This is a genomic window from Cryobacterium zongtaii, from assembly GCF_002909375.1.
GTDB lineage: Bacteria > Actinomycetota > Actinomycetes > Actinomycetales > Microbacteriaceae > Cryobacterium > Cryobacterium zongtaii.
This window is the reverse complement of the sequence record NZ_PPXD01000001.1, coordinates 100,698-126,787: the sequence shown is the minus strand read 5'-3', so window position 1 is coordinate 126,787 and position 26,090 is coordinate 100,698. Positions and strand designations below refer to the sequence as shown.

The following is a 26,090-nucleotide window of genomic DNA, read 5'->3' as shown; positions in this document are numbered from 1 at the left end:
GTGCCATCGCGAGGCGATGACGCGGCGAGCCCTGGGCATCCGTGGCCTATTCGGCCGGCTTGCTCGACCGGCCTTATTCGACCGTGACCGACTTCGCCAGGTTGCGCGGCTGGTCGACGTCGAGGCCCTTGGCGGTGGCCAGCTCGATGGCGAACATCTGCAGCGGCACCACGGCGAGCAGCGGCTCGAACAGCGGGCCGGCGAGCGGGATGTGGAACACGGTGTCGGCGAACGGCAGCACCGCGGCGTCACCCTGCTCGGCGATCGCGATGATCCGGGCGCCGCGAGCGCGGATCTCCTGGATGTTGGAGACCACCTTGGGGTGCAGGTGCGCGGACCCGCGGGGGCTCGGCACCACGACGAAGACCGGCTGGCCGGGCTCGATCAGCGCGATCGGGCCGTGCTTGAGCTCACCGGCGGCGAAGCCCTCGGCGTGGATGTAGGCGAGCTCCTTGAGCTTGAGCGCACCCTCGAGCGCGATCGGGAAGCCCACGTGGCGACCGAGGAAGAGCACGGCGCGCGAGTCGGTCATCCACACGGCGAGCTGACGCACGGCGTCTTCCTGCAACAGGGTGGTGGCGATCTTCTCCGGGATGGCCTGCAGCTCGACGACCTGCGCGGCCAGCTCCTCCAGGGACATGGTGTTGCGCACCCGGGCCAGGTGCAGCGCGAAGAGGTACAGCGCGGCGATCTGGCCGGTGAACCCCTTCGTCGACGCGACGGCGACCTCGGGTCCGGCGTGCGTGTAGATCACGGCGTCGGATTCGCGGGGAATCGTGGCGCCCTGGGTGTTGCAGATCGAGATGGCCTTGGCGCCGGCCTCGCGGGCGTACTTCACGGCCATCAGGGTGTCCATGGTCTCGCCGGACTGGCTGATCGAGATCACCAGGGTGTCCGAGGTGAGCACCGGGTCGCGGTAGCGGAACTCGTGGCTGAGTTCGACATCCACCGGCACCTGCGCCCACTTCTCGATGGCGTACTTGGCGGTCTGGCCGGCGTACGCGGCCGTGCCGCAGGCCACAATCACGATGCGGCGGATGCCGGCGAGCACGTCATCGCCGAAGGCCTCGAGCTCGGGCACCACGGCCTGGCCGTCGTGGATGCGGCCGCGCAGGGTGTTGGTGACGGCATCCGGCTGCTCGGAGATCTCCTTGGCCATGAAGCTGGACCAGCCGCCCTTTTCACTGGCGGAGGCGTCCCAGGCGATGTCGAATTCTTCGACCTCGACGGGGGCGCCGAAGAAGTCGGTGACGGTGACGAGGTCGGGGGTGATGGTCACGATCTGGTCCTGGCCGATCGCGACGGCACGACGGGTGTACTCCACGAACGCCGCGACGTCGGAGCCGAGGAAGTTCTCGCCGTCGCCCAGGCCGATCACCAGCGGCGAGTTACGGCGGGCGCCGACCACGACGCCGGGCTGGTCCTGGTGCACGGCCAGCAGCGTGAACGCGCCGTCCAGGCGCGCGACGACGGTGCGGAACGCTTCGCCCAGGTCACCCAGGCGGCGGTATTCGCGGCCGAGCAGCACGGCGGCCACCTCGGTGTCGGTTTCGCTTTCGAAGACGTAACCCTCGGCGAGGAGTTCGTCCTTGAGCGGCGAGAAGTTCTCGATGATGCCGTTGTGGATGAGGGCGAGCTTGCCGTCGTCACCCAGGTGCGGGTGCGCGTTCTGGTCGGTCGGACCACCGTGGGTGGCCCACCGGGTGTGCCCGATTCCGGTGCGCCCGTTGTTGATCGGGTGCGCCTCGAGCTCGGCGGCGAGCACGGCGAGCTTGCCGGCGCGCTTCGCGGTGTTGAGCACACCCGCGTCGTCGATCACCGCTATCCCCGCGGAGTCATACCCCCGGTACTCGAGTCGACGGAGACCTCCCATGAGGACCTCGACGCTTTTGTTGTCTCCGACATATCCTACGATTCCGCACATGGCCCTGATTTTAGTCGCACTATGCTTGCCTAGATGTCCGAGCCGGTGGTGAGCCCCAGTAATAACGGTCACAGCACCCCCTTTGTGGAGCTCGACCGTGCTGTGTGGGCATCCCTCGCACCCTCGACCCGGTTGCCGTTGCGGGAAACCGAGGTCGTGCAGCTGCGCGGCCTGGGCGAACCGCTCGACATCAACGAGGTGTCGGATGTCTACCTGCCGTTGAGCCGGCTGCTCAACCTCTACGCCGCGGGAGCCCGCAAGCTGCACCGCGACACCAGCGACTTCCTCGGGGAACGCGCCCAGCGCACCCCGTTCGTGATCGGCGTGGCCGGGTCCGTCGCCGTGGGCAAGTCCACCATCGCCCGGCTGCTGCGGGAGCTCCTGGCCCGCTGGGAAGACACTCCCCGGGTGGAACTGGTCACCACTGACGGGTTCCTCTTCCCCAACGCCGAACTGGCACGTCGCGGCCTGATGGAACGCAAGGGCTTCCCGGAGTCGTACGACCGGCGCACACTGCTGCGTTTCGTCAGCGCCATCAAGAGCGGCGCCGCCGAGGTGCGCGCCCCGTTCTACTCGCACCTGAACTACGACATCGTGCCCGACGCGCAGGTCGTCGTGCGTCAGCCCGACATCCTCATCGTCGAGGGCTTGAACGTGTTGCAGCCGCCCGCCCCGGGCCACGGGCTCGCGGTGAGCGACCTATTCGACTTCACCATCTACGTGGATGCCCGCACCTCCGACATCTCCCGGTGGTACGAGGAGCGGTTCCTGCGGCTCCAGCGCGGCGCGTTCACGAACCCCAAGTCGTTCTTCCACAGGTTCGCCTCCCTCAGCGAGGACGAGGCCCGGGCCCGCGCCCGCACCATCTGGGGCAGCATCAACGAACCCAACCTGTTGCAGAACATCCGCCCCACCCGCTCCCGCGCCACCCTGGTGCTGCGCAAGGACTCCGACCACACCGTCGACAAGGTGCTGCTCCGCAAGGTCTGAGCCGTCGCGGTGGGCGGCCATGGGGCGTTGTCGCCCATGCGCTCGGCCGCCCGTAGCGTCGCGCAGATTGTGCTCGGCTGCCCGTAGCCCCGCGCCCGTCGCGCTCGGCAGCCGGCCCCACCGGCAACTGGGCCCCGTCCGGACAAATGGTCCCGGCACACCCGGCGCGAAAGTCCGCATCGGCAACAGTTGTGTCCGGGAGGCCGCTGACCGCTCATTCGCGGCGGCGTCGGCGCGTGGGCGCCGCGGCGGCGGCGACGTAGGCGCGGCCGTGGGGGTGTCCACGAGCCCGCGCCTCCCCCGGTTTGAGCCCGGGTTGGGCCCGGTCGGCACGCATCCGCCCGAACTGTTGCCGCAGCGGACAGGTGCGTCCCGCGTGCCGGACGCAGAAGTCCGGATGGGCAACAGTTACGGCGCGGCTGGGATGCGGCGGGCGGCAGCGGCACGGCTACGGTGGAGCGATGGACCTCGACGTGCGCACCGACCGGCTTCTACTGCGGCGCTGGCGCGAGACCGACCTCGAGCCGTTCGCCCGGCTCACGGCGGATGCGGAGGTGATGCGCTACTTCCCCGCTCCACTGAGACGTGCCGAAAGTGATGCCCTCGCCGGCCGGGCGGACGCGATGTTCGACCTGCACGGCTACGGGCTGTGGACGCTGGAACGCCTGGACACCGGCGAGTTCATCGGCTTCACCGGCCTCGCGCCGATGCTCGAGGGCGTCCCGGGTTCCGGCGGCGTGGAGGTGGGCTGGCGGCTGGCCCGATCCGCCTGGGGTCAGGGTCTCGCGACCGAGGCGGCGACTGCCGCCCTGCAGTTCGGCTTCGAGACCCTCGGCCTGGCGGAGGTGAACTCGATCACGGCGGGCATCAACATCCGTTCGCGCAAGGTGATGGAACGGCTCGGCATGCACATCGCGGGTGAGTTCGATCACCCGCGGCTACCCGAGGACTCGCCCCTGCTCCGTCACGTGCGCTACCTGATCGCCGCTCCCGGCTAGGCCCGGAATGCGGCAGGAACTGTTGCCGCAACGGACAATTGCGGCCGGTGTGCCGGACGCAATTGTCTGGACGGGGAACAGTTGACCACGCACGGACGACCGAAGCCACGCGACCGATCCGAGCGGCGGGAGCATGGTGAGCGCCACCGGGCCTCGGCCGGGCACCGCCCAGGGCCGGCTACCTGGGCCGCGCTTCGTTCGCTTCCTGGCGAACTTTGTACTTCGTGGTACCTGTTCGAACCTTCGCCGCGGCACGCGGTAGTTCTCACGGCACGCACTAGTGTTCGCGGCACGTGTTTTATCCCGTGCCACGACACACGACCCGTGCCGCGAGACGCAAGACGGGCCACGACGGATGGCCGTGGGTGCGAAATGCGGATACCGACCGGGAGAGTCGGGACAGGCGGTACTAGCTGGGCTGCAGCGCCAGGCGGGACTGCACGACGTCGGCCAGGGCGTGCGCCAGACGGTCGGCGGTGGGCTGGTCGGCGGCTTCCACCATGACCCGCACCATCGGCTCGGTGCCGGAGGGGCGCAGGAGCACCCGGCCGGTATCACCGAGTTCGGTTTCCGCGTCGCGCACGGCCTGCGCGATGACCTCGTCGCCGGCGAGGGCGTGGTGGTCGACGCCGCGAACGTTCACGAGGATCTGCGGGAACACCTTCATCACGCTGGCCAGCTCGGCGAGGGTTTTTCCGGTGCGGGCCATTTCGGCCACGATGTGCAGACCGGTGAGGATGCCGTCGCCGGTGGTGGCGAACTTGGTCATGATGACGTGACCGCTCTGCTCGCCGCCGAGCGACAGCCCGTGCGCGTCGAGCTCCTCGAGCACGTACCGGTCGCCCACCTTGGACTCGATCATGTTGATGCCGTTGGCGGCCATGGCCTTCTTCAGGCCCAGGTTGCTCATGACCGTCGCCACGAGGGTGCGGTCCTTGAGCACGCCGCGTTCGGCCATCGACACGGCCAGGATCGCCATGATCTGGTCGCCGTCGACGATGTTGCCGTCGCGGTCGACGGCCAGGCAGCGGTCGGCGTCACCATCGTGGGCGATGCCCACGTCGGCGCCGTGCTCGAGCACCGCTCTGGCGAGGTTGTCCAGGTGGGTGGAGCCCACGCCGTCGTTGATGTTGAGGCCGTCGGGGTCGGCGCCGATCACGGTGACCCGGGCACCGGCATCCGTGAAGACCTGCGGGGACACGCCGGCGGCCGCGCCGTGGGCGCAGTCGAGCACCACGTGAATGCCGTCGAGCCGGTGCGGCAGGGTGCCGAGCAGGTGCACGACGTAACGGTCCTCGGCGTCGGCGAAGCGACGGATGCGTCCGACGTCACCGGCAATCGGGGTGAGGAGCTGATCGCCCGCGTCGAGCACCGCTTCGATGCGGTCTTCGACGTCATCGGGAAGCTTGGTGCCGCCGAAGTTGAAGAATTTGATGCCGTTGTCGGGCGCCGGGTTGTGCGAAGCGGAGATCATCACGCCGAAGTCTGCGCCGATGTCGGCGATGAGGAAGGCGGCGGCGGGCGTCGGGATGACGCCGGCATCCAACACGTCTACGCCGGAGCTGGCCAAGCCTGCTGCAACGGCGGAGGTGATGAATTCACCGGAAATGCGGGGGTCTCGGGCGACCACGGCGACGGGACGACGGCCTTGGGCACGTCGTTCCTCTGCGCGGCGGCCGCTGGTGAGCACAACGGCGCTCGCCTGGGCGAGGCCCAGGGCCAGGCCAGCCGTGAGATCACGGTTAGCCAGGCCCCGGACGCCGTCCGTGCCGAAAAGTCGAGCCATATGAGTGTGTACTCGACTAACGGGTTAGCGCTTCGAGAACTGCGGCGCCTTACGGGCCTTCTTGAGTCCGGCCTTCTTGCGCTCCTTGACGCGAGCGTCACGGTTGAGGAAGCCGGCCTTCTTGAGGATGGCGCGGTTGTTCTCTTCGTCGATCTGGTTCAGCGAGCGGGCGATGCCGAGGCGCAGCGCGCCGGCCTGGCCGGACGGGCCACCACCGGTGATGCGGGCGATGACGTCGTAGCTGCCGATGAGGTCGAGGACCTTGAACGGGTCGTTGATCAGCTGCTGGTGCAGCTTGTTCGGGAAGTAGTCGTCGAGCTCGCGCCCGTTGACGACAATCTTGCCGGCGCCGGGGACGATGCGCACGCGGGCGATGGCCTGCTTGCGACGGCCCACGGCTGCGCCGGGAACGTTGAGGACGGCGCGGGGCGCCTTGGTTGCAACTTCAGCGGGAGTCTCGGTGGAGTAGCTCTCGGGAGTTGCGTCAATCTGGTCTGCGATCTTCGCCACGATGGTGTGAATCCTTTTTTCTTAGATATCGAGAAGTCTGGGGCCGACGCTACTGAGCGACCTGGCTGAGGGTGTACGGCTTGGGCTGCTGCGCAGCGTGCGGGTGCTCGGGGCCTGCGTAGACCTTGAGCTTCAGCAGCTGTGCACGGCCGAGCGAGTTCTTCGGCAGCATGCCGCGAATCGCCTTTTCTACCGCACGGGTGGGGTGCTTCTCGAGCATCTCCGAGTAGTTCGTGGCCGTGAGGCCGCCCGGGTAACCGGAGTGGCGGTACGCCATCTTGAGGTCGAGCTTCTTGCCGGTCAGGGCAATCTTCTCGGCGTTGATGATGATGACGAAGTCGCCACCATCCATGTGGGGGGAGAAGGTCGCCTTGTGCTTGCCGCGAAGAAGAATCGCGGCGTGGCTGGCGAGCCGACCCAGAACGATGTCGGTGGCATCAATAACGACCCAGTCGTGCTGGAGTTCGCTTGCCTTGGGGGTGTAAGTGCGCGTCACTGTTGTGCTGCTTTCTTGTTTTCGAACGGAGGTGTTCGTGAATCCCGCTCCGGGTGTGTTCTCGAAGAGAACACGATCGATGGAGGGCTCACGTTCGTGTGCCTGGCTGCAACGCCTAAGACACCAAGGAACAACACTAGTTCACGACACGCCCCGGCACAACTCGGGCGGGTAAACCGGGCGTGCTAGCTCACTCGTCTTCGGGCAGCTCGCGACGGGCGCGGGTCTGCGCGGCACGGATGGCCATCCCCGCGTCCTCGGGGTAGCCCACCTCCATCAGGGTCAGGCCGTGCGCCTGCATCACCTTGAACTCGCTGGTGCGGGCCCGCTCGATGCGCAGGTCCACGAGTCGAGTTCCCACCAGCTTGCCCTCCCCCACCGACACGCAGGCGCCCACCAGGGCGCGCACCATCGAATGGCAGAACGCATCCGCCTGCAGGGTGGCCACAAGCACCCCGTCGGGGTCCCGCCGCCACTCGAAGGACTGCAGGGTACGGATGGTGGTGGCGCCGGGCCGCGGTTTGCAATAGGTCGCGAAGTCGTGCAGCCCGATCAGGGTGGCCGCGGCCTCCTGCATCGAGGCGAGGTCGAGCGCGAAGCCGTGCCAGGTGGTGCGCAGCCGCTGCAACGGGTCGCGCAGAGCGCCGGTGTCGGAGATGCGGTACTCGTAGCGGCGCCACAGTGCGGAGAAGCGGGCGTCGAAACCGGCCGGGGCCAGGCTGGCGCGGTGGATCACGATTTCGGGCTGGGTGACCAGGATGCCGCCGAGGCGACGCTGCACCATCGTGGCCAGCTCGTTGGGGTACGTGGGTGCGGCCTTGCCCCGTTTGACCCGCACGAGGGCGTTGACCTGATCGGGGTTGAGATCGAAGTGGGCCACCTGGCCCAGCGCGTGCACACCGGAGTCCGTGCGCCCGGCGACCACGAGGGTGGGGGTGGGCTGGTGGCGCTTGAGGATGGCGCCGAGGCCCTCCTCGATCTGGCCCTGCACGGTGCGGTACCCGGGCTGGCTGGCCCAGCCGAAGAAGTCGGTTCCGTCGTAGCCCACGTCGAGGCGGATGCGTTTGGCGCCTGCTGGTGGCATCGAATCGGACGGTGCCGCCAGGGCACCATCCGGGTTGAGCTCGGCCAGCACCAGCGGAAGGGCGCCGTCGACGGGCTCGGGAAAACTCACAGAGGTCAGTGTAGAGGCCGGGCCGGGTTATCGTTGGACGGGCCCGTCTCAGGCCGCACAGTTATGACCAGTCTCCTTCGCACCGCGCCCCGCTCCCCCGCCACAGCTGTCGCCGTTCGCCACCCGGACGTTCCGGCCGGCCGCCGGCTCAGCGGCCTCGACGGCCTCCGGGGCATCGCCGTCATCCTCGTCGTTGTCTACCACCTGTTTCCGCCGGTGCTGCAGGGCGGTTTCATCGGCGTCGACATCTTCTTCGTGATCAGCGGTTTCCTGATCACCGGCCTGATCGTGGCCGAACACGACCGCACCGGCCGGTTCTCGCCGCGGCGGTTCTGGCTGCGTCGGGCCCGGCGCCTGGTGCCGGCGCTGGTGCCGGTGGTGCTGGTGGCCTGCACGGCGGCCTGGCTGCTCGGCGGCGATGTGCTCGTTGGCCTGGGCTGGAAGCTGCTGGGCGCCGCGACGTTCAGCTACAACTGGGTGTCGATGGCCACGAACACCAGCTACTTCGGCTCCGGCCAGCCCGAGCTGCTCCGCAACCTCTGGTCGCTGGCCGTGGAGGAACAGTTCTACCTGCTCTGGCCGCTGCTGCTCCTCCTACTGCTTAGGGTCCGCCGGCCGGGCCTGCGCCTGGCCCTCGTCGTGGCGCTCGCCCTCGCGTCGGCAGTATGGATGGGCGTCGGCTTCTCCCCGGGCAGCGACCCCACCCGGGTGTACTACGGCTCGGACACCCACAGTTTCGGCCTGCTGATCGGCGCCGGACTGTCCCTGCTGCTGCGTCCGCTCGGGCCCGCGACTGCGGGCGGCACGGTGGCGGCCCCGGCCGCGCGCCGGACCCTCACCATGATGCGGCCCTGGTGGGGCGCGGCAGCGGTGGCCGGCCTGATCGCCGCCGCGATCTGGCTACCGGCAGACGCCGCCGCCGCCTACCGCGGCGGCCTCCTGCTGGTGAGCGCGCTCACCGCCGTGGCGATCTGGGCGGGCGTGGCCGGCGACCGGTTCGGGCGGATGCTCGACACCGCTCCGCTGCGTTACCTCGGTGAACGCTCGTACGGCCTGTACCTCTGGCACTGGCCGCTGCTGGTGCTGGTGCAGCTCGTGGCGCCGTTCGGCCGCGGCCCGGCGAGTGTCGCGGCGACCGGATTGCTCACCCTGGTGCTGGCCGTGGCGGCCGCTGCGACCTCGTACCGGTGGCTCGAGATGCCGATCCGCTGCCAGGGCCTCCGTGGCGCGGTCGGACAGCTGCGCGCCAAGGTCATGCGGGTGTCTGCGCCGGGCACCCGTCGCCGCTACCGCTCCCGTGCGGCACTCGTTCTCGCCGCGGCCGTCGTGCTGATGTTGCTGGTGGGCACCGGCGCATCCGTGGTCACGGCGCCCACCGTCACGACGGCCCAGGCGGAGGTGCTCCGCGGCCAGCAGGCGCTGGCCCAAGCCGCTCAGGCGGCACAGGCACAAGCCGCCAAGGATGCCGCCGCCCAGGCCGCAGGTGTGGTCACGGAAACCACCAGGGGGTCCAACATCACCGCCGTCGGGGACTCCGTGATGCTCGCCTCCGCGGCCGAGTTGCAGGCCGAGTTCCCCGGCATCACGATCGACGCCGCCGTGTCCCGCGGCATGGACGCCGCCCCGGAAATCCTGGCCGCACAACGTGCCGCGGGCACCCTGCGCCCCGTGGTTCTGCTGGGCCTGGGCACGAACGGTCCCGTCGACCAGGCCGACCTCGCCGCCGTCATGCGGGTGATCGGTCCCTCCCGCGAACTGATCGTGGTGAACGCGTTCGCGGACCGGGACTGGACCGCGGGGGTCAACACGGAGCTGGCGGAGTTCTCGGCGCGCCGTAGCCAGGTGGTCCTCGCCGACTGGAGCGCCGCGATCGCCCCGCACGTCGACGTGCTCGCCGATGACGGCATCCACCCCGGCCCCACCGGCGGGGCGATCTACGCCGACTCGGTGGCGGTCGCCCTCGAACGGCTGCCCGGTGCCGCACCGAGCCGCGCGCCCGGCGCCGACACTCTGCAGGCTTTCCGCGTGCGCTGACCCACCCGCCGCGGCGGTTGGGCCGTGCGGCGGATGCGCCGACCGGGTATCCGAGGCATGTGGGCGACGCACCTCGAGGCATGCGGGCGGGGTCTCGAATCATGCGGGCGGGACCTCTCGAGGTATGCGGGCAAGGCGCCGCCATGCGGGTGGCGCGCCAGGCGCATAGCGGCGCCTGACCCGCGTACCGCCGGCGGAGCCACCCACACCGCCATCGACCTCTGCGTGCCCCGCCGGCACGCCCACACTGCACCTCGTGTGGCCGAGCGCGCCCGCTATAGCGGGCGCATCCAGCCGCAGGGGGTGCATCGAGCCGAAGCGGGCGCCTCCAGCACCATCCTCGGGCACACAAAAAGGGCCCGACCGAAGTCGGGCCCTTTCAGGTACTGCGGGTGAAGCTGGTGTTACTTGGCTTCCTCAGCGGATGCGTCAGCAGCGTCGGCCTCAACGGTCTCGGCTTCAACGGTCTCAGCTTCAACGGTCTCAGCCTCAACCGGGGTCTCCTCGGCGACGGGCGCGGACGCCTTCGCTGCGGAGGCCTTGTTCGACTTCACCTTGGGCGAAACGGGCTCGAGAACGAGCTCCATCTGCACCATGGAGGCGTTGTCGCCCTTGCGGAAGCCGAGCTTCGTGATGCGGGTGTAGCCGCCATCGCGCAGCGCAACCTGGGGCGCGATCTCGGTGAAGAGCTCGTGCACGACGGTCTTGTCGCCGATCGTCGCGAGAACGCGACGACGAGCGTGCAGGTCGCCACGCTTGGCGAAAGTCACCAGGCGCTCGGCAACCGGACGCAGGCGCTTGGCGCGCGTCTCGGTCGTCTTGATGGACTTGTGGGTGAACAGGGCGGCAGCCAGGTTCGCGAGCATGAGGCGCTCGTGCGCCGGTCCGCCACCGAGACGGGCTCCCTTAGTGGGCTTAGGCATTATCGGTAATCTCCAGTATCAAAGTCGAAAGGCGTCGAGGAACGACGAGCCTTAGATGGTTTCTTCGTCGTAACCGCTGTAGAAGTGCGCACCGTCAAAGCCGGGCACAGAATCCTTCAGCGACAGGCCGAGCTCTACGAGCTTGTCCTTGACCTCATCCACCGACTTCTGACCGAAGTTGCGGATGTTCATCAGCTGGGTCTCCGAGAGGGCGACCAGTTCGCTGACGTTGTTGATGCCTTCGCGCTTGAGGCAGTTGTACGAGCGCACGGACAGATCGAGGTCTTCGATCGGCACGGACAGCTCGGTGGAGAGGACGGCGTCGACCGGCGCGGGGCCGATCTCAATGCCCTCAGCAGCGGTGTTCAGCTCGCGGGCCAGACCGAACAGCTCGGTCAGCGTGCGACCGGCGGATGCGATGGCGTCGCGGGGCGAGATAGCCGACTTGGTCTCCACGTCAACGACGAGGCGGTCGAAGTCAGTGCGCTCACCGGCACGAGTTGCCTCGACACGGTAGGTCACCTTGAGAACCGGCGAGTAGATCGAGTCGACCGGAATCTGGCCGGCCTCGGAGTACTCGTTGCGGTTCTGGGTAGCCGACACGTAACCACGGCCACGCTCGATGGTCAGTTCGAGTTCGAACTTGGCCTTGTCGTTCAGGGTCGCGATGACGAGCTCGGGGTTGTGAACCTCGACGCCGGCCGGAGCCGAGATGTCGGCGGCCGTGACCTGGCCGGAGCCCTGCTTGCGCAGGTACGCGGTGATCGGCTCGTCGTGCTCGCTGGAGATGACCAGGCCCTTGATGTTCAGGATGATCTCGGTGACATCTTCCTTGACCCCGGGAACGGTGCTGAATTCGTGAAGCACTCCATCGATACGGATGCTGGTGACAGCAGCGCCGGGAATCGAGGAAAGCAGGGTGCGGCGCATCGAGTTACCGAGGGTGTAGCCGAAGCCGGGCTCGAGGGGTTCGATGACGAACCGGGACCGGAACTCCGAGATGTTCTCTTCGGTGAGCGTGGGGCGCTGTGCAATAAGCACTATTGATTCCTTTCGGCGAAGTGTCCGCTATATGACACTTAGTGGCGAGTTGTGAAATTGTGAGTCTCGACGGGCCCGCGAGAAGCGGCCCTGTCGCGGTGAACGGCGAGTGAGCCTGCCCGGATCTTTCGACCCAGACAAGCCCAATCGCCAGTCACTGAAAGGAATTAAACGCGGCGGCGCTTCGGGGGACGGCAACCGTTGTGGGCCTGGGGCGTCACGTCGTTGATCGAGCCAACTTCGAGGCCAGCGGCCTGCAGCGAACGGATAGCCGTTTCGCGGCCTGAACCCGGTCCCTTGACGAAGACGTCAACCTTCTTCATGCCGTGCTCCTGGGCCTGGCGAGCTGCAGACTCTGCAGCCAGCTGAGCGGCGAACGGGGTCGACTTGCGCGAACCCTTGAAGCCAACTCCACCTGAGGACGCCCAGCTGATGACCGCACCGGTGGTGTCGGTGATCGAGACGATGGTGTTGTTGAAGGTGCTCTTGATGTGGGCCTGGCCCACAGCAATGTTCTTCTTTTCTTTCTTACGCGGCTTCCGTACGGCCGACTTTGGTGCTGCCATGATTTCTCCTGAATCCTAGAGGCGTGACGGGCTAGGCGAGGCCTAGCGCGCCTTCTTCTTGCCGGCTACGGTGCGCTTCGGGCCCTTGCGGGTACGAGCGTTGGTCTTGGTGCGCTGGCCGCGAACGGGCAGGCCCTTGCGGTGACGAATACCTTCGTAGCTACCGATCTCGACCTTGCGGCGGATGTCAGCGGCGATCTCACGGCGAAGGTCACCCTCGATCTTGAAGGTTCCTTCGATGTAGTCGCGGAGCTGGACGAGCTGCTCGTCAGTCAGGTCCTTGACGCGAATGTTTCCATCGATCTCGACGTCGGCGAGGGTCTTGAGTGCCCTCGTACGGCCAACACCGAAAATGTAAGTAAGTGCAACTTCCACGCGCTTATCGCGCGGAATGTCTACGCCGGCTAGACGTGCCATTGTGGCTTCTCCTGTGGGATGAGTGGAGGTCTGTAGCAGCACCTGTGCATCGGCCTCCAACCGATGGTGTCCCCCCGAAGGGTTCCCGGCACTGCTATGTATTTAGTTGTGTCGTGCGTGGATCTCGAGAACGACCATCGCTGGTCGAGCGTGTCGAGACCTAGCCCTGACGCTGCTTGTGACGCGGGTTCTCGCAGATGACCATCACGTTGCCGTTACGGCGGATGACCTTGCACTTGTCACAGATCTTCTTGACGCTGGGCTTGACCTTCATGGGTGTGTCCTTGTAATCGCTGTCTTCGTACCCACGGAATGCCGCAGGCCGTTACTTACAGCAACGCTTACTTGTAGCGGTATACGATCCGACCGCGGGTCAGGTCGTAAGGGCTCAGTTCCACGATCACACGGTCCTCAGGAAGGATGCGGATGTAGTGCTGACGCATCTTGCCCGAAATGTGGGCAAGAACTTTGTGGCCGTTGGTCAACTCAACGCGAAACATCGCGTTGGGAAGAGCTTCGACTACTGCGCCCTCGATCTCGATGACACCGTCTTTTTTGGCCATAACTCACTATCGCTAAAGTATTGGTTGCTGGTCTTGCGGGATTGTGGCCTCCAGACACGCCAGTAAAGGCAGTGCTAGACACCAAGGATTTATCCTATGCTATGCGATTGCCCTTTGGCAATTCATCCCTATAATCTGGTCGCCGCTGCCACGACCGCGAGCACATCGGCGTAGAGCGGATGCGTGGCCTCAAGCCCGCACACGTTCGCCACGATGGTCTCGGCGGAGTCGGTGGCGAGCATCCGCTGCAGCTCAACACTCTGCTCGTCGTCTGCGACGTCGAAGCGGAGGGCCGCGGCAATCGCCTCCAGCAGCGCCACGGGACGGGTGCCCCGTTCGGCGATCTCGGCGGCCGGGCCGATGAAACGCTCGTGCCGGCTGAGCTTGCGCAGCGGCTGACGGCCGACTCGTTCGACGGTGTCCGGCAGCGACGGGTTCGCGAACCGGCCGAGGATCTTCTGGCGGTAGGCGCGCTGGGTGGCCTCGTCGAGGCCGTGCTTGGCCACCAGGAGGGCGCTGGTCTCCTCGAGCACCCGGCGGGCACCATCCGCGACCGACGGCACCAGAAGCGCGTCAGAGAGCTTGGAGACGCCGGCCTGGGTGCCGAGGTAGGCGACGGTGGCGTGTCCGGTGTTCACGGTGAAGAGTTTGCGCTCAATGTAGGGCGCGAGGTCCTCCACGAACGTGGCGCCGGGAATCGATGGCGGGGCGGAGCCGAACGCGGGGCTTTCGATGACCCACTCGTAGAAGGCCTCGACGGTGACGTCGATGCCGGCATCCTTCGATTGGCCGGGGACGATGCGGTCCACGGCGGTGTTGGCGAAGGCCACCCGGCCTTTCAGGGCCGCGCGGTCACCCTCTGGCACGTTCGCCCAGACCTGCTCGGCGAGCACATCGGTGGCGTTGATCGCGTTCTCGCAGGCCATCACGGCCAGCGGGGGCAACCCGGCCTCGCGGCGGGCCAGGCCCGCCGCGATGACCGGGGCCACGAACCGCAGCACGGTGGGACCCACAGCGGTGGTGACAGCATCCGCCGTGGCGATCTCGTTGATGAGATCGGCCTCCGAAGTGGCGCTGTTGAGGGCGCGGAAGTTGTCGACCACCTTGTCGGTGGGAGTCTCCCCCGCCTCGTGCACGGTGTAGGACGGCGCCTGCTGCAGCGCCTCGATGAGAGGGCCATTCACATCGGCGAAGACAACCTCATAACCGGCCTCATGGAGCAGGAGACCTACGAAGCCGCGGCCGATGTTGCCCGCGCCGAAGTGAATGGCTTTCATTCTGCGTTTACCTCCTCGAGCAGGGCGAAGATCTCGTCCTGCGAACCAGCGTCGATCAGTTTCTGTACTTCGTCCTCGTCGGAGAAGACGACGGCGATCTTGGAGAGGATCTCCAGGTGTTCGTTGTTCAGGCCGGCGATGCCGACCGCGAACTTGACGGGCTGGCCGTCCCAATCGATCGGCTCCGCGTACCGCACCAGCGAGAGTGCCGATCGCACGATCGACTCCTTCGCGTCGTTGGTGCCGTGCGGGATCGCCAGGAAGTTGCCCATGTAGGTCGAGACGGAGTTTTCGCGCTCGAACATCGAGTCGACGTACTCCTGCTTCACCGCTCCGGCGGCGACCAACAGGGCACCGGCCTCACGGATGGCCTCGTCCCGCGTGGTGGCCGCACCCGCGGCCACCACGTTCTGCGGTTCCAGAATGCTCTGGGTCATTACTTGGTCACTCCTTTGTCGCTGCCCTGCAGGGACTGCACGACCTCGTCGTACTTCGGGCTGTTCATGAAGTTGTCCACCGACACGTGAACCGACTTGGGGCTCTTGCCGCGGGCCCGGTCCGTCAGGTCCTGGTGGGTGATCACGAGGTCGGCGGTGCCGTCGAGGTTCGCGATGGCCTGGTTGGTCACCGTGACCCCTTCGATGCCGGCCTTCTTGATCTTGTTGCGCAGCACCGAGGCGCCCATGGCGCTGGAGCCCATGCCGGCGTCGCAGGCGAAGACGATGTTCTTCACTGCGGTGCCGGTCGTGGCCGTGGCGCCGAGGTTGCCCAGGATCGAGCTGGACTTGCCCTTGTTGGCTTCGGTCTTGGCGATAGCGGCGGCCAGTTCGTTGTCGTTCTCAGCGGCGAGGTCCTTCTTGCGGCTGGCGCGGAGGATGACACCACCGATCGCGAACGAGACACCGGCTGAGGCGATGACCGAGAGGATGACGCCGATGAAGTCGGTTGCCGGGGTCTGCGCCAGCACGGCGATGATGCTGCCGGGCGAGGCGGGGGCGCGGAGGCCGGTCTGGAAAGCGACGTTCACGGCAACACCGGTCATGCCGCCACCGATGGCGGCGAGCACCATCATCGGCTTCATCAGCACATACGGGAAGTAGATCTCGTGGATGCCACCGAGGAACTGGATGATGATCGCGCCGGGTGCACTCGCGCGGGCCAGGCCGACGCCGAAGAACGAGAACGCGAGCAGGATGCCGAGGCCCGGGCCGGGGTTCGCCTCGAGCAGGAACAGGATGGACTTGCCGGACTCCTGGACCTGCTGCACACCGATGGGGGTGAGCACACCGTGGTTGATGGCGTTGTTGAGGAAGAGGATCTTGCCCGGTTCGATGAAGATCGACGCGATCGGCAGCAGGCCGTTGACGATGAGCCAGTCCACGATGGTCTCGAGGAAGGCGCTCAGGCCGGTGACCAGCGGGGCGATTCCGAAGAACGCACCCAGCGCCAGGGCGAAGCCGAGGATACCGGCGGAGAAGTTGTCCACCAGCATCTCGAAGCCGGGGCGGATCTTGCCGGCCCAGATCTTGTCGACCTTCATCAGGATCCATGCGGACAGCGGGCCGACGATCATGGCGCCGATGAACATCGGGATCGAGCTGCCCACGATGACACCCATGGTGGCGATCGAGGCGATCACTCCACCGCGGGTGCCGTAGACCATCCGGCCACCGGTGTTGGCGATCAGCAACGGCAGTAGGTACAAGATCATCGGGTCCACGAGCGTGACCAGGGTCTCGTTCGGGGTCCAGCCGGTGGGGATGAAGAAGGCGGTGATGATGCCCCACGCGATGAACGCCGCGATGTTGGGCATGATCATGCCGCTCAGGAAGGTGCCGAAGGCCTGTACGTGGACCCTCGCGCCCTTCTTCTCGGTGACAGACGTCGTTGTCATTTCTGTGTACCTCTCTCGGGGGTTGCAAGCACGGTAGGGCCCGTGCCGGTGGGGGCGGTGCTGGTGTAGCTGTGTGCGATTGCGGTTGCCGCGGCGCGAGCGGATGCTGCGCCATCGGCGGACAGAGCGGCGTCGGCGAGGTGCCGGGCCTGCTCGAGTGTGAAGTCGGCCAGGGAGGACCGAACGTCGGCGAGAGCTGACGCCGACATCGACAGGGTGGTGGCGCCGAGGCCCACGAGCACCACGGCCAGCAGCGGGTCGGCCGCGGCCTCGCCGCAGACACCGACGGGCTTGCCCAGGCTCGCGCCGGCGGCGCCGACCTCGCCCACCAGGCGAAGCACCGCGGGGTGCCACGGGTCCTGGAACGCGGCGACGCTGCCGAGCATCCGGTCCGCCGCCAGCGTGTACTGGGTCAGGTCATTGGTGCCGATGGAGGCAAAGTCGGCGTGCGCCAGGATGTGGTTGGCCAGCAGTGCCGCGCTCGGCACCTCGACCATGACCCCGGCGGTCTTCAGGCCCAGCTCGTGGGCGAGGGCGGTGAAGTACACGGTCTCTTCCACGGTGGACACCATCGGCGCCATCACCCAGAGGTCCGCGTCGGTGGCCGCGTCGGCTTCGGCGAGGGCGGTGAGCTGCTCCCGCAGGATGTCCTCGCTGGCACGAAGGGCACGCAGGCCGCGCAGGCCCAGGGCGGGGTTCTCCTCGGCGGCGTCGTTGAGGAACGCCAGGGGCTTGTCGGCGCCGGCGTCGAGCGCCCGCACCACGACCTTCTGGCCGGGGAAGGCGCGCAGCATCCGCTCGTACTGCTCACGCTGTTGCGTCACTGTGGGCGCGGAGGTGGAGTCGAGGAAGAGGAACTCGGTGCGGAACAGGCCCACACCTTCGGCGCCGAGGGCGACAGCCTTGGCGGCGCCATCCGCCGAACCGAGGTTGGCCAGCAGCGGCACCGGCGTGCCGTCCTTGAGCCGGCCGGGGCCGATCGGGGCCAGCGCGCGGGCTTCGCGGGCGGCGATGCGGGCGCGGGCCTCTGCGAGCTGCTTCGCGGTGGGGGCCACGAGCACGATGCCGTTGGCGGCGTCGATGATGACCTCGTCGCCGTCGGCGAGCTGCGCGGCGGCGTGGGTGCCCACGATCGCGGTGATCGACTTCTCCCGGGCCAGGATGGCGGTGTGCGAGGTGGGTCCACCGTCGATGGTGATCAGGCCGAGCACCTTGTCGAGGTCGAGCAGGGCCGTGTCGGCGGGGGCGAGGTCGTGGGCGACGAGTACAAAGGGGTCTTCGGGGTCCGGCACACCCGGTGCGGGCAGGCCGCCGAGGTCCGCGATGACCCGCTGGGCCACGTCGTCGAGGTCGGCGGCGCGCTCACCGAGGTAGCCGCCGAGGGCCAGCATCTGGTCGCGGAAGACGGCGAAGGCCTCGAACACGGCGCGTTCGGCGGTCTGGTGCTTGTGCAGCCGGACGGTGACCTCCTCGAGGAGGGTGGGGTCCTCGGCCATCATGGCCTGGGCCTCGAGCACCTCCTGGGCGGTGCCGCCGGCGCGTTCGCCCCGGGCTTCGAGGTCTTCGGCGACGGTGCGCATCGACGCGGTCGCCCGGGCCAGTTCGGCATCCGGGTCGAGGGTGCTGCGGGTGCTGACAGGCTCCGGCAACGGTGCGGGCATGCGCAGGACCCGGCCGATGGCGACGCCCTGGCCGATCCCGATGCCCTGCAGCTCAATCATGTGCGCGTCCCGCCTAGGCGTCGTGGTCGGTGAGGAGGAGCTCGACGAGGCCGTCGAGCACGGTGTCGGCGTTGTCGCCGTCGGTGGCGAGGGTGACGCTGTCACCGTGGTTGATGCCCAGCGAGATGACGCCGAGGATGCTGGCGGCATTGACCGGCTTGCCGTCGCCCTTCTGCAGGGTGACCGGGGCTCCCGCGGCGGCGGCGGCCTTCGTGAAGAGTTTCGCGGGGCGCGCGTGCAGCCCGTGCGTCGATCCGATCTGTACGGTGCGTTCGACCATGTGTCGCGCCTGCCTTTCCAACGTGCGGGAGTGTCACCGGGGCCTCAGTCGAGGTCCCGGCTTCGTGCGGGCAGCCGGCGGCGGCCGGCACAACAAAAAACGGATGGAACGGTGCGGGTGACCTGCGAAGTCAGACCCACGACCGCTCGTGTTCGGCATCTACGGCCAGATCAAGTGCCACGACGCCGTCACGCGCCGAGAACACCGAGTCGGGCAGCAGTGCCACGCCCACGCCGCGCTCTTTCGCCTGGGCGCTGATGCGCTCGAAGCGGGGTGCGAGGTGGGGACCGACCAGGAGTACGTCAATGGTGTCGAGCGAGGACGGTAGGTCCCCTTCGCTACCGGCGACGACCGCGAGGGTGAGCCCGCGTTCCTTGCCGGTGACCCGCAGCCTGTGCGCCACGAATGCGCTGGACGCTCCGGCACCACACACGATGAGAATCTTCATTGATTCTTTCCTTTCATCGATCTTTGAATTCAACACTTACTGTCCTCTCTTCGGACTTGCGGCGCCACCAGACCCTTTTCCGCAGGGTGCGGAAACACGTCGGGGTCCTACCGTGCCGGGCTCGCACTCTGCTTGACTACTCTTGAGACGATGGAGTTGCGCACGATGAGTGATAAACAGACGCGGATGCTGGACTTCCTGTCCCAGACATCCAGCTGGATCACGGCAGGCGAACTTGCTGACCGCCTGGGCGTTACCCCGCGCAGTGTGCGCAGCTATGTCACGGCGGTGAAGGCGGCCGCGCATCCGCTCACCGTCATCGAATCCGGCACCGCCGGCTACAGGCTCAACCGCGACGAGTTCGCCAGCTTCACCGCCCAGCACCGGTCCAAGCCGCGCGAAACGGACGCGGACACCCCGCAGCAACGGCTGTCCAGCCTGGTGCGTCGGCTCACCGAATCGCCCGACGGGCTGGACGTCTACGAGCTGGCCGCCGAGAACTTCGTCAGCGACTCCACGGTGGAAGCCGACCTGGCCCGGGTGCGGCTGATGCTGCCCGACAGTGGCCTGACCCTGGTGCGGCACGGCAGCGTGGTCACCCTCACCGGATCGGAGACCGACCGGCGCCGGCTGCTCAGCCGGATGTTCCGCGAGGAGAGCGCCCGCGGCATGATCGACCTGGAGACCATCCAGCGCGAGTTCACCTCCGGGCAGGCCGGCGCCGACAGCCTGGGCGCGTTCAAGACCGACCTCATCGAGCTGCTCGACGGCCAGGGATATTTCGTCAACGAGTACGGCATCAACAACGTGTTGCTGCACGTGGCCATCGCGATCGACAGGGTCACCAAGCACCTCTCCCCCGCTCCCGCCGTCGCCGAACCGCCGTCGGAGCTCGCCACCTCGTTGTCCGGCCTGATCACGAAGCACTTCGACGTGCGCCTGGGCAGCGGTGACCTCGCCTATCTGGCGTTCCTGCTGACCACCCGGGTGATCACCCCCGGCCACGACCAGCCGGCCGAGACCCTCATCGAAAGCTACGTGCGGCCGGAGGAGCTCGCGATGATGCGCGCCATCGTGGACCGGGCCAGCCGGGAGTACCTCGTCGACCTCGACGACGACGACTTCATCGTGCGGCTGACCCTGCACGTGCGCAACCTGATCAACCGGGCACACGACAAGTCCTACTCCCGCAACCCGCTCACCCGGTCGATCAAGACCTCGTACCCGCTGATCTACGAGCTGGCCGTGTACATCGCCAGCCAACTGCAGCGCGCCGAGCAGATCGTGATCAACGACGACGAGATCGCCTACATCGCCATGCACGTGGGCGCGCATCTCGAGCAGCAGGTGCGCCGGGTGGAGCTGGTGACCTGCGCGATAGTGTGCCCCAACTACTACGACATGCACGTGCTGCTGCGCGAACGCATCGAACGGGTGCTCGGCGACGACCTCGAGGTCGTCGCGGTGATCACCCGTTCCGATGTGGACTGGGACGCTCTCGACGCCGATCTGGTGCTCACCACCATCGACCCGCAGTTGCACGCCGACGGGGTCATCGTGATCCAGCCGTTCCTCACTCAGAACGACATCGACCGCATCCGCCAGCAGGCCAGCCGGGTGCGACGGATGCGCCGGCGCGCGCGACTGAAGGACGACCTGCTGCAGTTCTTCGACGAGTCTTTGTTCTCGCGCAACTTCTACGCCCCCGACGAGACCGCGATGATCACCGCGCTGGGCGAGCGCATGATGGCGCGGGGCATCATCGATCAGAGCTACGTGGACGGCGCCATCGAGCGGGAGCTGATGTCATCCACCGCGTTCACCGACAACCTCGCCGTGCCGCACGCCATGGCGATGAGCGCCCAGCAGACCTCGATCGCCATCGTGATCAACGACGCCCCGATGGACTGGGGCGACAACCGGGTGAACGTGGTCGCGCTGATCGCCTTCAGTGCCGCCGGCCGCAGCACCTTCCAGGCGGTCTTCGACCAGTTCGTGGAGGTCTTCTCCGACCGCCTCGAGGTGCAGCGCCTGATCAAACGCTCCGTCGACTTCGCGTCCTTCATCGACGAGCTGGTCCACGTCATGGACGCCTAGCCCGGCGCATCCCGCTCCCGCACCCAACTGGTCCCAAATCGGACGAATGGTCCCGGCACACCGGGCGCAATCGTCCGCACAGGCAACTGTTGCGGCCGGGCGGGCGACAGCCGCTTACGCCAGGGGCGTCGGGGTGATGCCGAACTGGGCCAGGCCCGCCGCACCGCCGTCTTCGGCGGTGAGCACCCAGATGCCGTCTTTGTGCACGGCGACGCTGTGCTCCCAGTGCGCGGCGGCCTTGCCGTCGCTGGTCGCGACGGTCCAGTCGTCGTCGCGGGTGAAGGTCTCGATGTCGCCGAGCACCACCATCGGCTCGATCGCCACGACCAGGCCGGGCTTCACGTCCGGGCCCTTCTGGCGCACCCGGTAGTTGAACACCGGCGGTGCCTCGTGCATCGACTTGCCGATGCCGTGGCCCACGTAGTCGGTGAGGATCCCGTAGCTGCCTTGCGATTCGATGTAGTCCTCGATGGCCTCGCCGACCTCGTTGAGGTGCCGCGCCTCGGCCAGGCGGGCGATGCCGTGCCAGAGCGACTGCTCGGTCACCCGCGAGAGTTCCTCGCGCTCGGCGACGAGCTCGGGCCGCGACGGGTCCGGCAGCACGAAGGTGAATGCCGCGTCGCCGTTCCAGCCGTCGATGATCGCGCCACTGTCGATTGACACGATATCGCCGGCACCGAGCACCCGACCATTGGGGATGCCGTGCACCACGTCGTCGTTCACCGAGGCGCACACCGTGTGGAAGTAGCCCTGCTCGAGCTTGAAGTTGGGCTGGCCGCCCAGCGCCACGATGGCCGCCTCAGCGGCGGCATCCAGCTCGAGGGTAGTGACTCCCACCTGCATGGCTTCCCGCGCCGCCACGAGCGACGCAGCGGTCGCCAGGCCGGGGGCCAGCATCAGGCGCATCTGCGCCGGGGACTTGTAGATGGAGCGGCGAAGGGCCACGGTCATACCTGCAAACTAAGTCGTCGTGCGGAGCCGGCGCCGGAAAGCGCCCGGGTGAAAAACGAAAGGGCGCCGACCGAAGCCGACGCCCCATCACAGCAAATCTAGACGGATGCCGCCACGGCGTCGGTGGGACCGACGGCGTGCAGACCGCGTTCGGCCAGCGCGGCCACGATGCGGTCGGTGACCTGGTCGACGGCACCGAGGCCGTCGATGGTGACCACGACGCCGCGCTTGTCGTACAGGTCGATGAGCGGTGCGGTCTGCTCTTCGTAGACGTCGAGACGGTGCCGGATGACCTCGGCGGTGTCATCCGCGCGGCCCTGCTCGGCGGCCCGCTTGAGCAGCCGGGCGACGACCTCGTCGGTGTCCGCGACGATCTGCACCACGGCGTCGAGCGAGGTACCTTCGGCGTCGAGCAGGCGGTCGAGCTCGAGCACCTGGTCGGTGGTGCGCGGGTAGCCGTCGAGCAGGAAGCCGCCACGGGCATCCGGCTCCTGAAGGCGGTCGGCGACGATCTCGTTGGTCAGGGAGTCGGGCACATACTTGCCGGCCTCGATGAACGCCTTGACCTTCAGGCCCAACTCGGTTTCGGTCTTCACGTTGTGACGGAAGATGTCGCCGGTGGAGATGGCGGGAATGCCGAACGCTTCGGCCAGGCGCACGGCCTGAGTGCCCTTGCCGGCCCCGGGGGGTCCGATCACGAGAAGACGGGTCATCGCAGGAGCCCTTCGTAGTGGCGCTGTTGCAGCTGGGAGTCGATCTGCTTGACCGTCTCCAGGCCGACGCCGACGATGATCAGGAGGCTGGCGCCACCGAACGGGAAGTTCTGGTCGGCGCCGATCAGCGAGAACGCGATCAGCGGGATCAGCGCGATGAGGCCGAGGTAGAGAGCACCGGGCAGAGTCACGCGGGTGAGCACGTAGTCGAGGTACTCGGCGGTGGGCCGGCCGGCACGGATGCCGGGGATGAAGCCGCCGTACTTCTTCATGTTGTCGGCGACCTCTTCGGGGTTGAAGGTGATCGCGACGTAGAAGTAGGTGAAGCCCACGATGAGCAGGAAGTAGAACGCCATGTACAGCGGGTGGCTGCCCTGTGTGAGGTTGTTGGTGACCCAGGTGACCCAGGCCTGCGGCGTCTCGCCGGCGGCGGGCTGGTTGAACTGGGCGATCAGGGCCGGCAGGTACAGCAGCGACGACGCGAAGATGACGGGCACAACGCCGGCCATGTTCACCTTGATCGGGATGTAGGTGTTGTTGCCGCCGTAGGTGCGGCGACCCACCATGCGCTTGGCGTACTGCACCGGGATGCGGCGCTGCGACTGTTCGACGAAGACCACACCCGCTACGACCACGAGGCCGATCGCGAGGACGACCAGGAAGATCTCGATGCCCTTCTGCTGGGCGATGGAGATCAGCGAGTTGGGGAACTGGGCAGCGATCGACGTGAAGATCAGCAGCGACATTCCGTTGCCGATGCCGCGCTCGGTGATCATCTCACCCATCCACATGATCACGCCGGTACCGGCGGTCATGGTGATGACCATCAGCATGATGGCGTACCAGGCGTCGTTGGTGAGCAGCTGGGAGCACTCGGAGGAGGCCGAGGTGCCGAACAGGGCGCCGCTGCGGGCCACCGTGATCAACGTGGTCGACTGCAGGATGCCCAGGGCGATAGTGAGGTACCGGGTGTACTGCGTGAGCTTGGACTGGCCCGCCGCACCCTCCTTGTAGAGGGTCTCGAAGTGTGGGATCACCACGCGCAGCAGCTGCACGATGATGGAGGCCGTGATGTACGGCATGATCCCCAGCGCGAAGACTGACAGCTGCAGCAGGGCGCCACCACTGAACAGGTTCACGAGCTCGTAGAGGCCGCTCGTTCCCTGGTTCGCTGCAAGACAGGCTTGCACGTTGCCGAAGTCCACGAACGGGGCGGGGATGAACGAGCCCAGACGGAACAGGGCGACAATGCCCAGGGTGAACCCGATCTTCTTACGAAGGTCCGGCGTGCGGAATATCCGCGCAATGGCGCTAAACAAAAAAGGCCTCCAGTTAGTAACAAAGAACGAGCTTGCCGAGTCAGCACCAGCGCTTTAATCGCTGGGCAGGCTCGACAAGCTCGATCTCGTCTACGGGTCTTACTACTTGATCGAGCCACCTGCTGCGACGATCTTCTGCTCTGCTGAGCGGGAGACCTTATCGACTGCAACAGTCAGCTTAACCGCAATGTCACCATTGCCGAGAACCTTGACCTTCTCGTTGTCGCGAACGGCACCCTTGGCGACCAGTGAAGCGATGGTTACATCGCCGCCGGTCGGGTACAGCTCGGCGAGGCGCTCCAGGTTTACAACCTGGTACTCGACGCGGAACGGGTTCTTGAACCCGCGCAGCTTCGGGGTGCGCATGTGCAGCGGCATCTGCCCACCCTCGAAGCCGATACGCACGGTGTAGCGCGCCTTGGTGCCCTTGGTTCCACGACCCGCGGTCTTACCCTTGGATCCTTCACCACGGCCAACGCGCTGCTTGTCCTTCTTCGATCCGGGCGCGGGACGAAGGTGGTGCACCTTCAGTACCTGCGGACGGACCTCAGTGGGCTCAGTCGGCGCGGCGGCCTTCTTGGCGGCAACAGTCTTGGCCGGGGCCTTGGCTGCAGCAGCCTTCGTGGTCGTCGCCTTGGGGGCGGCGGCCTTCTTAGCGGCGGGCTTGGTTGCTACCTTCTCGGTAGCTTCCTTCTCGTCAGCCATTAGTCAATCTCCTCGACCTTCACAAGGTGAGCAACGGTGTTGACGTAGCCACGGTTCTGCGAGTTGTCCTCGCGGATCGTGACGGCGCCAATGCGACGCAGGCCCAGGCTGCGCAGTGTGTCGCGCTGGTTCTGCTTCTCACTAATTTTGGACTTGATCTGCGTAATCTTCAGCTGAGCCATTAGGCACCTGCCTTCGCGCTTGCGGCGGCTGCTGCTGCAGCCGCGTCGGCACGCAGAAAACGGGCCGGAGCCACGTCTTCGTAGGGAAGGCCACGGCGAGCCGCGACTGCACGAGGCTCTTCGAGCTGGTGCAGGGCCTCCACCGTGGCGTGCACGATGTTGATGGTGTTCGACGAACCGAGCGACTTGCTCAGAACGTCGTGGATGCCGGCGCATTCGAGTACGGCGCGCACCGGGCCACCGGCGATAACGCCGGTACCTGCTGCGGCCGGACGGAGAAGAACGACTCCGGCAGCTGCTTCACCCTGAACGGGGTGCGGGATGGTCAGGCCGACGCGGGGAACGCGGAAGAAGTTCTTCTTCGCTTCCTCGACGCCCTTGCTGATTGCGGTCGGGACCTCGCGGGCCTTACCGTAACCAACGCCTACCAGGCCGTTACCGTCTCCGACGACGACCAGAGCGGTGAAGCTGAAGCGACGACCACCCTTGACGACCTTGGAAACACGGTTGATCGTGACGACGCGCTCGAGGAACTGGCTCTTCTCGGCGTCACGGCTTCCGCGCTCACGGTTCGGGCTGCGCTCACGGCCACCACGGCGAGCCTCACGAGGCTCGTTCTGCGGCGGCGTAGTCGAAGCTGCGGTTTCCACCGGAACTTCAGTGACGACGTCAGCTTCCTTCGCTGCTGCGGTGCTACTGGATTCAGTGCTCACAGGTCCAACCCTCCCTTTCGGGCTCCTTCGGCGATGGCTGCGACGCGTCCTGCGTACTTGCTGCCACCACGGTCAAATACGACGGCTTCGATACCGGCGGCTTTGGCGCGCTCGGCGACGAGCTCGCCGACCTTGTGCGCCTTGGCGGTCTTGTCACCATCGAAGGTGCGCAGACCGGTTTCGAGAGTCGACGCCGACGCGAGGGTGAAACCCTTGCTGTCGTCAACGACCTGCACGAATACGTGGCGAGCCGAGCGGGTGACGACGAGACGCGGACGAAGCGCGGTCCCCTCGATCTTCTTGCGAAGACGTGCGTGCCTGCGTCCGCGGGCAGCCGACTTGCTTTTTCCTCTAGTTCCGAGACCCAT

28 protein-coding genes are annotated in these 26,090 nt (G+C 66.9%); 4 read left to right on the top strand and 24 right to left on the bottom strand.

Annotation, left to right across the window (positions count from 1 at the left end; translation table 11 throughout):
* Window positions 1-73 precede the first annotated feature (73 nt).
* The gene (gene glmS, locus C3B61_RS00645; protein WP_103459166.1) at window positions 74-1,924 is read right to left on the bottom strand and encodes a glutamine--fructose-6-phosphate transaminase (isomerizing); all 1,851 of its coding nucleotides are present in this window, start codon (window positions 1,922-1,924) and stop codon (window positions 74-76) included.
* 33 nt (window positions 1,925-1,957) lie between these two features.
* Here glmS and coaA point away from each other — a divergent pair, with 33 nt between their 5' ends.
* Window positions 1,958-2,914, top strand: coding sequence for a type I pantothenate kinase (coaA, locus tag C3B61_RS00640; protein ID WP_088457150.1), 957 nt, complete (start codon window positions 1,958-1,960; stop codon window positions 2,912-2,914).
* Window positions 2,915-3,375: 461 nt separating this feature from the next.
* Window positions 3,376-3,912 (top strand): GNAT family N-acetyltransferase, encoded by a 537-nt coding sequence (locus tag C3B61_RS00635; protein WP_103459165.1) that lies wholly within the window; start codon window positions 3,376-3,378, stop codon window positions 3,910-3,912.
* A gap of 409 nt (window positions 3,913-4,321) precedes the next feature.
* On the opposite strand, the gene glmM is transcribed toward C3B61_RS00635, so the two are convergent.
* The 4 genes from glmM to truA all read right to left on the bottom strand — a co-directional run bounded on the left by glmM (window position 4,322) and on the right by truA (window position 7,788).
* The gene (gene glmM, locus C3B61_RS00630; protein ID WP_088457152.1) at window positions 4,322-5,698 is read right to left on the bottom strand and encodes a phosphoglucosamine mutase; all 1,377 of its coding nucleotides are present in this window, start codon (window positions 5,696-5,698) and stop codon (window positions 4,322-4,324) included.
* A gap of 24 nt (window positions 5,699-5,722) precedes the next feature.
* Complete coding sequence (gene rpsI / locus C3B61_RS00625) at window positions 5,723-6,208, bottom strand: 30S ribosomal protein S9 (RefSeq protein ID WP_088457153.1); 486 nt, start codon at window positions 6,206-6,208, stop codon at window positions 5,723-5,725.
* A 49-nt stretch (window positions 6,209-6,257) separates the two neighbouring features.
* Window positions 6,258-6,704 carry a 50S ribosomal protein L13 gene (rplM, locus tag C3B61_RS00620; protein ID WP_088457154.1) on the bottom strand — a complete coding sequence of 149 codons (447 nt, stop codon included), beginning with the start codon at window positions 6,702-6,704 and terminating at the stop codon, window positions 6,258-6,260.
* Between the two features lie 190 nt (window positions 6,705-6,894).
* Window positions 6,895-7,788 carry a tRNA pseudouridine(38-40) synthase TruA gene (gene truA / locus C3B61_RS00615; protein ID WP_103459273.1) on the bottom strand — a complete coding sequence of 298 codons (894 nt, stop codon included), beginning with the start codon at window positions 7,786-7,788 and terminating at the stop codon, window positions 6,895-6,897.
* 153 nt (window positions 7,789-7,941) lie between these two features.
* Here truA and C3B61_RS00610 point away from each other — a divergent pair, with 153 nt between their 5' ends.
* Window positions 7,942-9,912 (top strand): acyltransferase family protein, encoded by a 1,971-nt coding sequence (locus C3B61_RS00610; protein WP_103459164.1) that lies wholly within the window; start codon window positions 7,942-7,944, stop codon window positions 9,910-9,912.
* Window positions 9,913-10,316: 404 nt separating this feature from the next.
* Here C3B61_RS00610 and rplQ read toward each other — a convergent pair whose 3' ends face one another.
* The 12 genes from rplQ to C3B61_RS00550 form a co-directional block, all read right to left on the bottom strand.
* Window positions 10,317-10,835, bottom strand: coding sequence for a 50S ribosomal protein L17 (gene rplQ, locus C3B61_RS00605; protein WP_088457156.1), 519 nt, complete (start codon window positions 10,833-10,835; stop codon window positions 10,317-10,319).
* Between the two features lie 51 nt (window positions 10,836-10,886).
* Entirely contained in the window at window positions 10,887-11,876 is a 990-nt protein-coding gene (locus C3B61_RS00600; RefSeq protein WP_066597571.1) for a DNA-directed RNA polymerase subunit alpha, read from the bottom strand.
* A gap of 167 nt (window positions 11,877-12,043) precedes the next feature.
* A complete protein-coding gene (gene rpsK, locus C3B61_RS00595; RefSeq protein WP_055821293.1) occupies window positions 12,044-12,442 on the bottom strand; it encodes a 30S ribosomal protein S11 in 399 nt (132 codons plus the stop codon).
* Between the two features lie 42 nt (window positions 12,443-12,484).
* On the bottom strand, window positions 12,485-12,859 hold the full coding sequence (gene rpsM / locus C3B61_RS00590; protein WP_066597575.1) for a 30S ribosomal protein S13: 375 nt from the start codon (window positions 12,857-12,859) through the stop codon (window positions 12,485-12,487).
* 160 nt (window positions 12,860-13,019) lie between these two features.
* Window positions 13,020-13,133, bottom strand: coding sequence for a 50S ribosomal protein L36 (rpmJ, locus tag C3B61_RS00585; protein ID WP_035834639.1), 114 nt, complete (start codon window positions 13,131-13,133; stop codon window positions 13,020-13,022).
* Between the two features lie 67 nt (window positions 13,134-13,200).
* Entirely contained in the window at window positions 13,201-13,422 is a 222-nt protein-coding gene (gene infA, locus C3B61_RS00580; protein WP_022883252.1) for a translation initiation factor IF-1, read from the bottom strand.
* A gap of 128 nt (window positions 13,423-13,550) precedes the next feature.
* Window positions 13,551-14,699, bottom strand: a complete 1,149-nt coding sequence (locus C3B61_RS00575) for a mannitol-1-phosphate 5-dehydrogenase (RefSeq protein ID WP_103459163.1) — start codon at window positions 14,697-14,699, stop codon at window positions 13,551-13,553.
* Window positions 14,696-15,136, bottom strand: a complete 441-nt coding sequence (locus C3B61_RS00570) for a PTS mannitol transporter subunit IIA (protein ID WP_088457158.1) — start codon at window positions 15,134-15,136, stop codon at window positions 14,696-14,698. The genes C3B61_RS00575 and C3B61_RS00570 overlap by 4 nt, the downstream gene beginning before the upstream one ends.
* Window positions 15,136-16,593, bottom strand: coding sequence for a PTS mannitol transporter subunit IIBC (locus tag C3B61_RS00565; protein ID WP_103459162.1), 1,458 nt, complete (start codon window positions 16,591-16,593; stop codon window positions 15,136-15,138). The genes C3B61_RS00570 and C3B61_RS00565 overlap by 1 nt, the downstream gene beginning before the upstream one ends.
* Complete coding sequence (gene ptsP, locus C3B61_RS00560) at window positions 16,590-18,314, bottom strand: phosphoenolpyruvate--protein phosphotransferase (RefSeq protein ID WP_103459161.1); 1,725 nt, start codon at window positions 18,312-18,314, stop codon at window positions 16,590-16,592. The genes C3B61_RS00565 and ptsP overlap by 4 nt, the downstream gene beginning before the upstream one ends.
* A gap of 13 nt (window positions 18,315-18,327) precedes the next feature.
* Entirely contained in the window at window positions 18,328-18,594 is a 267-nt protein-coding gene (locus tag C3B61_RS00555) for an HPr family phosphocarrier protein (protein WP_088457161.1), read from the bottom strand.
* Between the two features lie 130 nt (window positions 18,595-18,724).
* The gene (locus C3B61_RS00550) at window positions 18,725-19,042 is read right to left on the bottom strand and encodes a PTS sugar transporter subunit IIB (RefSeq protein WP_088457162.1); all 318 of its coding nucleotides are present in this window, start codon (window positions 19,040-19,042) and stop codon (window positions 18,725-18,727) included.
* A gap of 165 nt (window positions 19,043-19,207) precedes the next feature.
* Here C3B61_RS00550 and C3B61_RS00545 point away from each other — a divergent pair, with 165 nt between their 5' ends.
* On the top strand, window positions 19,208-21,139 hold the full coding sequence (locus C3B61_RS00545) for a BglG family transcription antiterminator (protein WP_241990251.1): 1,932 nt from the start codon (window positions 19,208-19,210) through the stop codon (window positions 21,137-21,139).
* Between the two features lie 114 nt (window positions 21,140-21,253).
* Here the strand turns inward: C3B61_RS00545 and map are convergent, their stop codons facing one another.
* The 7 genes from map to rplR form a co-directional block, all read right to left on the bottom strand.
* Window positions 21,254-22,090 carry a type I methionyl aminopeptidase gene (map, locus tag C3B61_RS00540; RefSeq protein WP_241990250.1) on the bottom strand — a complete coding sequence of 279 codons (837 nt, stop codon included), beginning with the start codon at window positions 22,088-22,090 and terminating at the stop codon, window positions 21,254-21,256.
* 98 nt (window positions 22,091-22,188) lie between these two features.
* Window positions 22,189-22,803: an adenylate kinase gene (locus tag C3B61_RS00535; RefSeq protein WP_088457167.1), complete on the bottom strand. Its 615-nt coding sequence runs from the start codon at window positions 22,801-22,803 to the stop codon at window positions 22,189-22,191.
* Window positions 22,800-24,122, bottom strand: a complete 1,323-nt coding sequence (gene secY, locus C3B61_RS00530) for a preprotein translocase subunit SecY (RefSeq protein ID WP_088457168.1) — start codon at window positions 24,120-24,122, stop codon at window positions 22,800-22,802. The genes C3B61_RS00535 and secY overlap by 4 nt, the downstream gene beginning before the upstream one ends.
* A gap of 102 nt (window positions 24,123-24,224) precedes the next feature.
* A complete protein-coding gene (gene rplO / locus C3B61_RS00525) occupies window positions 24,225-24,827 on the bottom strand; it encodes a 50S ribosomal protein L15 (RefSeq protein ID WP_088457169.1) in 603 nt (200 codons plus the stop codon).
* Window positions 24,827-25,009, bottom strand: coding sequence for a 50S ribosomal protein L30 (gene rpmD / locus C3B61_RS00520; protein WP_066597599.1), 183 nt, complete (start codon window positions 25,007-25,009; stop codon window positions 24,827-24,829). The genes rplO and rpmD overlap by 1 nt, the downstream gene beginning before the upstream one ends.
* Window positions 25,009-25,722, bottom strand: a complete 714-nt coding sequence (gene rpsE / locus C3B61_RS00515; RefSeq protein WP_088457170.1) for a 30S ribosomal protein S5 — start codon at window positions 25,720-25,722, stop codon at window positions 25,009-25,011. Before rpsE ends, rpmD begins: the two co-directional genes overlap by 1 nt.
* Window positions 25,719-26,090, bottom strand: coding sequence for a 50S ribosomal protein L18 (gene rplR / locus C3B61_RS00510; protein WP_088457171.1), 372 nt, complete (start codon window positions 26,088-26,090; stop codon window positions 25,719-25,721). The genes rpsE and rplR overlap by 4 nt, the downstream gene beginning before the upstream one ends.

Bases quoted from the DNA above. Each gene is read 5' to 3' on its own strand.
- C3B61_RS00545 (WP_241990251.1), top strand. From the start codon at position 19,208: ATGAGTGATAAACAGACGCGGATGCTGGACTTCCTGTCCCAGACATCC.
- map (WP_241990250.1), bottom strand. From the start codon at position 22,090: ATGACCGTGGCCCTTCGCCGCTCCATCTACAAGTCCCCGGCGCAGATG.
- rplQ (WP_088457156.1), bottom strand. From the start codon at position 10,835: ATGCCTAAGCCCACTAAGGGAGCCCGTCTCGGTGGCGGACCGGCGCAC.
- C3B61_RS00535 (WP_088457167.1), bottom strand. From the start codon at position 22,803: ATGACCCGTCTTCTCGTGATCGGACCCCCCGGGGCCGGCAAGGGCACT.
- glmM (WP_088457152.1), bottom strand. From the start codon at position 5,698: ATGGCTCGACTTTTCGGCACGGACGGCGTCCGGGGCCTGGCTAACCGT.
- infA (WP_022883252.1), bottom strand. From the start codon at position 13,422: ATGGCCAAAAAAGACGGTGTCATCGAGATCGAGGGCGCAGTAGTCGAA.
- rpsK (WP_055821293.1), bottom strand. From the start codon at position 12,442: ATGGCAGCACCAAAGTCGGCCGTACGGAAGCCGCGTAAGAAAGAAAAG.
- coaA (WP_088457150.1), top strand. From the start codon at position 1,958: ATGTCCGAGCCGGTGGTGAGCCCCAGTAATAACGGTCACAGCACCCCC.
- rplR (WP_088457171.1), bottom strand. From the start codon at position 26,090: ATGGGTCTCGGAACTAGAGGAAAAAGCAAGTCGGCTGCCCGCGGACGC.
- C3B61_RS00550 (WP_088457162.1), bottom strand. From the start codon at position 19,042: ATGAAGATTCTCATCGTGTGTGGTGCCGGAGCGTCCAGCGCATTCGTG.
- C3B61_RS00635 (WP_103459165.1), top strand. From the start codon at position 3,376: ATGGACCTCGACGTGCGCACCGACCGGCTTCTACTGCGGCGCTGGCGC.
- C3B61_RS00570 (WP_088457158.1), bottom strand. From the start codon at position 15,136: ATGACCCAGAGCATTCTGGAACCGCAGAACGTGGTGGCCGCGGGTGCG.
- C3B61_RS00610 (WP_103459164.1), top strand. From the start codon at position 7,942: ATGACCAGTCTCCTTCGCACCGCGCCCCGCTCCCCCGCCACAGCTGTC.
- rpmJ (WP_035834639.1), bottom strand. From the start codon at position 13,133: ATGAAGGTCAAGCCCAGCGTCAAGAAGATCTGTGACAAGTGCAAGGTC.
- truA (WP_103459273.1), bottom strand. From the start codon at position 7,788: ATGCCACCAGCAGGCGCCAAACGCATCCGCCTCGACGTGGGCTACGAC.
- C3B61_RS00565 (WP_103459162.1), bottom strand. From the start codon at position 16,593: ATGACAACGACGTCTGTCACCGAGAAGAAGGGCGCGAGGGTCCACGTA.
- C3B61_RS00555 (WP_088457161.1), bottom strand. From the start codon at position 18,594: ATGGTCGAACGCACCGTACAGATCGGATCGACGCACGGGCTGCACGCG.
- glmS (WP_103459166.1), bottom strand. From the start codon at position 1,924: ATGTGCGGAATCGTAGGATATGTCGGAGACAACAAAAGCGTCGAGGTC.
- rplO (WP_088457169.1), bottom strand. From the start codon at position 24,827: ATGGCTGACGAGAAGGAAGCTACCGAGAAGGTAGCAACCAAGCCCGCC.
- rpmD (WP_066597599.1), bottom strand. From the start codon at position 25,009: ATGGCTCAGCTGAAGATTACGCAGATCAAGTCCAAAATTAGTGAGAAG.
- C3B61_RS00575 (WP_103459163.1), bottom strand. From the start codon at position 14,699: ATGAAAGCCATTCACTTCGGCGCGGGCAACATCGGCCGCGGCTTCGTA.
- ptsP (WP_103459161.1), bottom strand. From the start codon at position 18,314: ATGATTGAGCTGCAGGGCATCGGGATCGGCCAGGGCGTCGCCATCGGC.
- rpsM (WP_066597575.1), bottom strand. From the start codon at position 12,859: ATGGCACGTCTAGCCGGCGTAGACATTCCGCGCGATAAGCGCGTGGAA.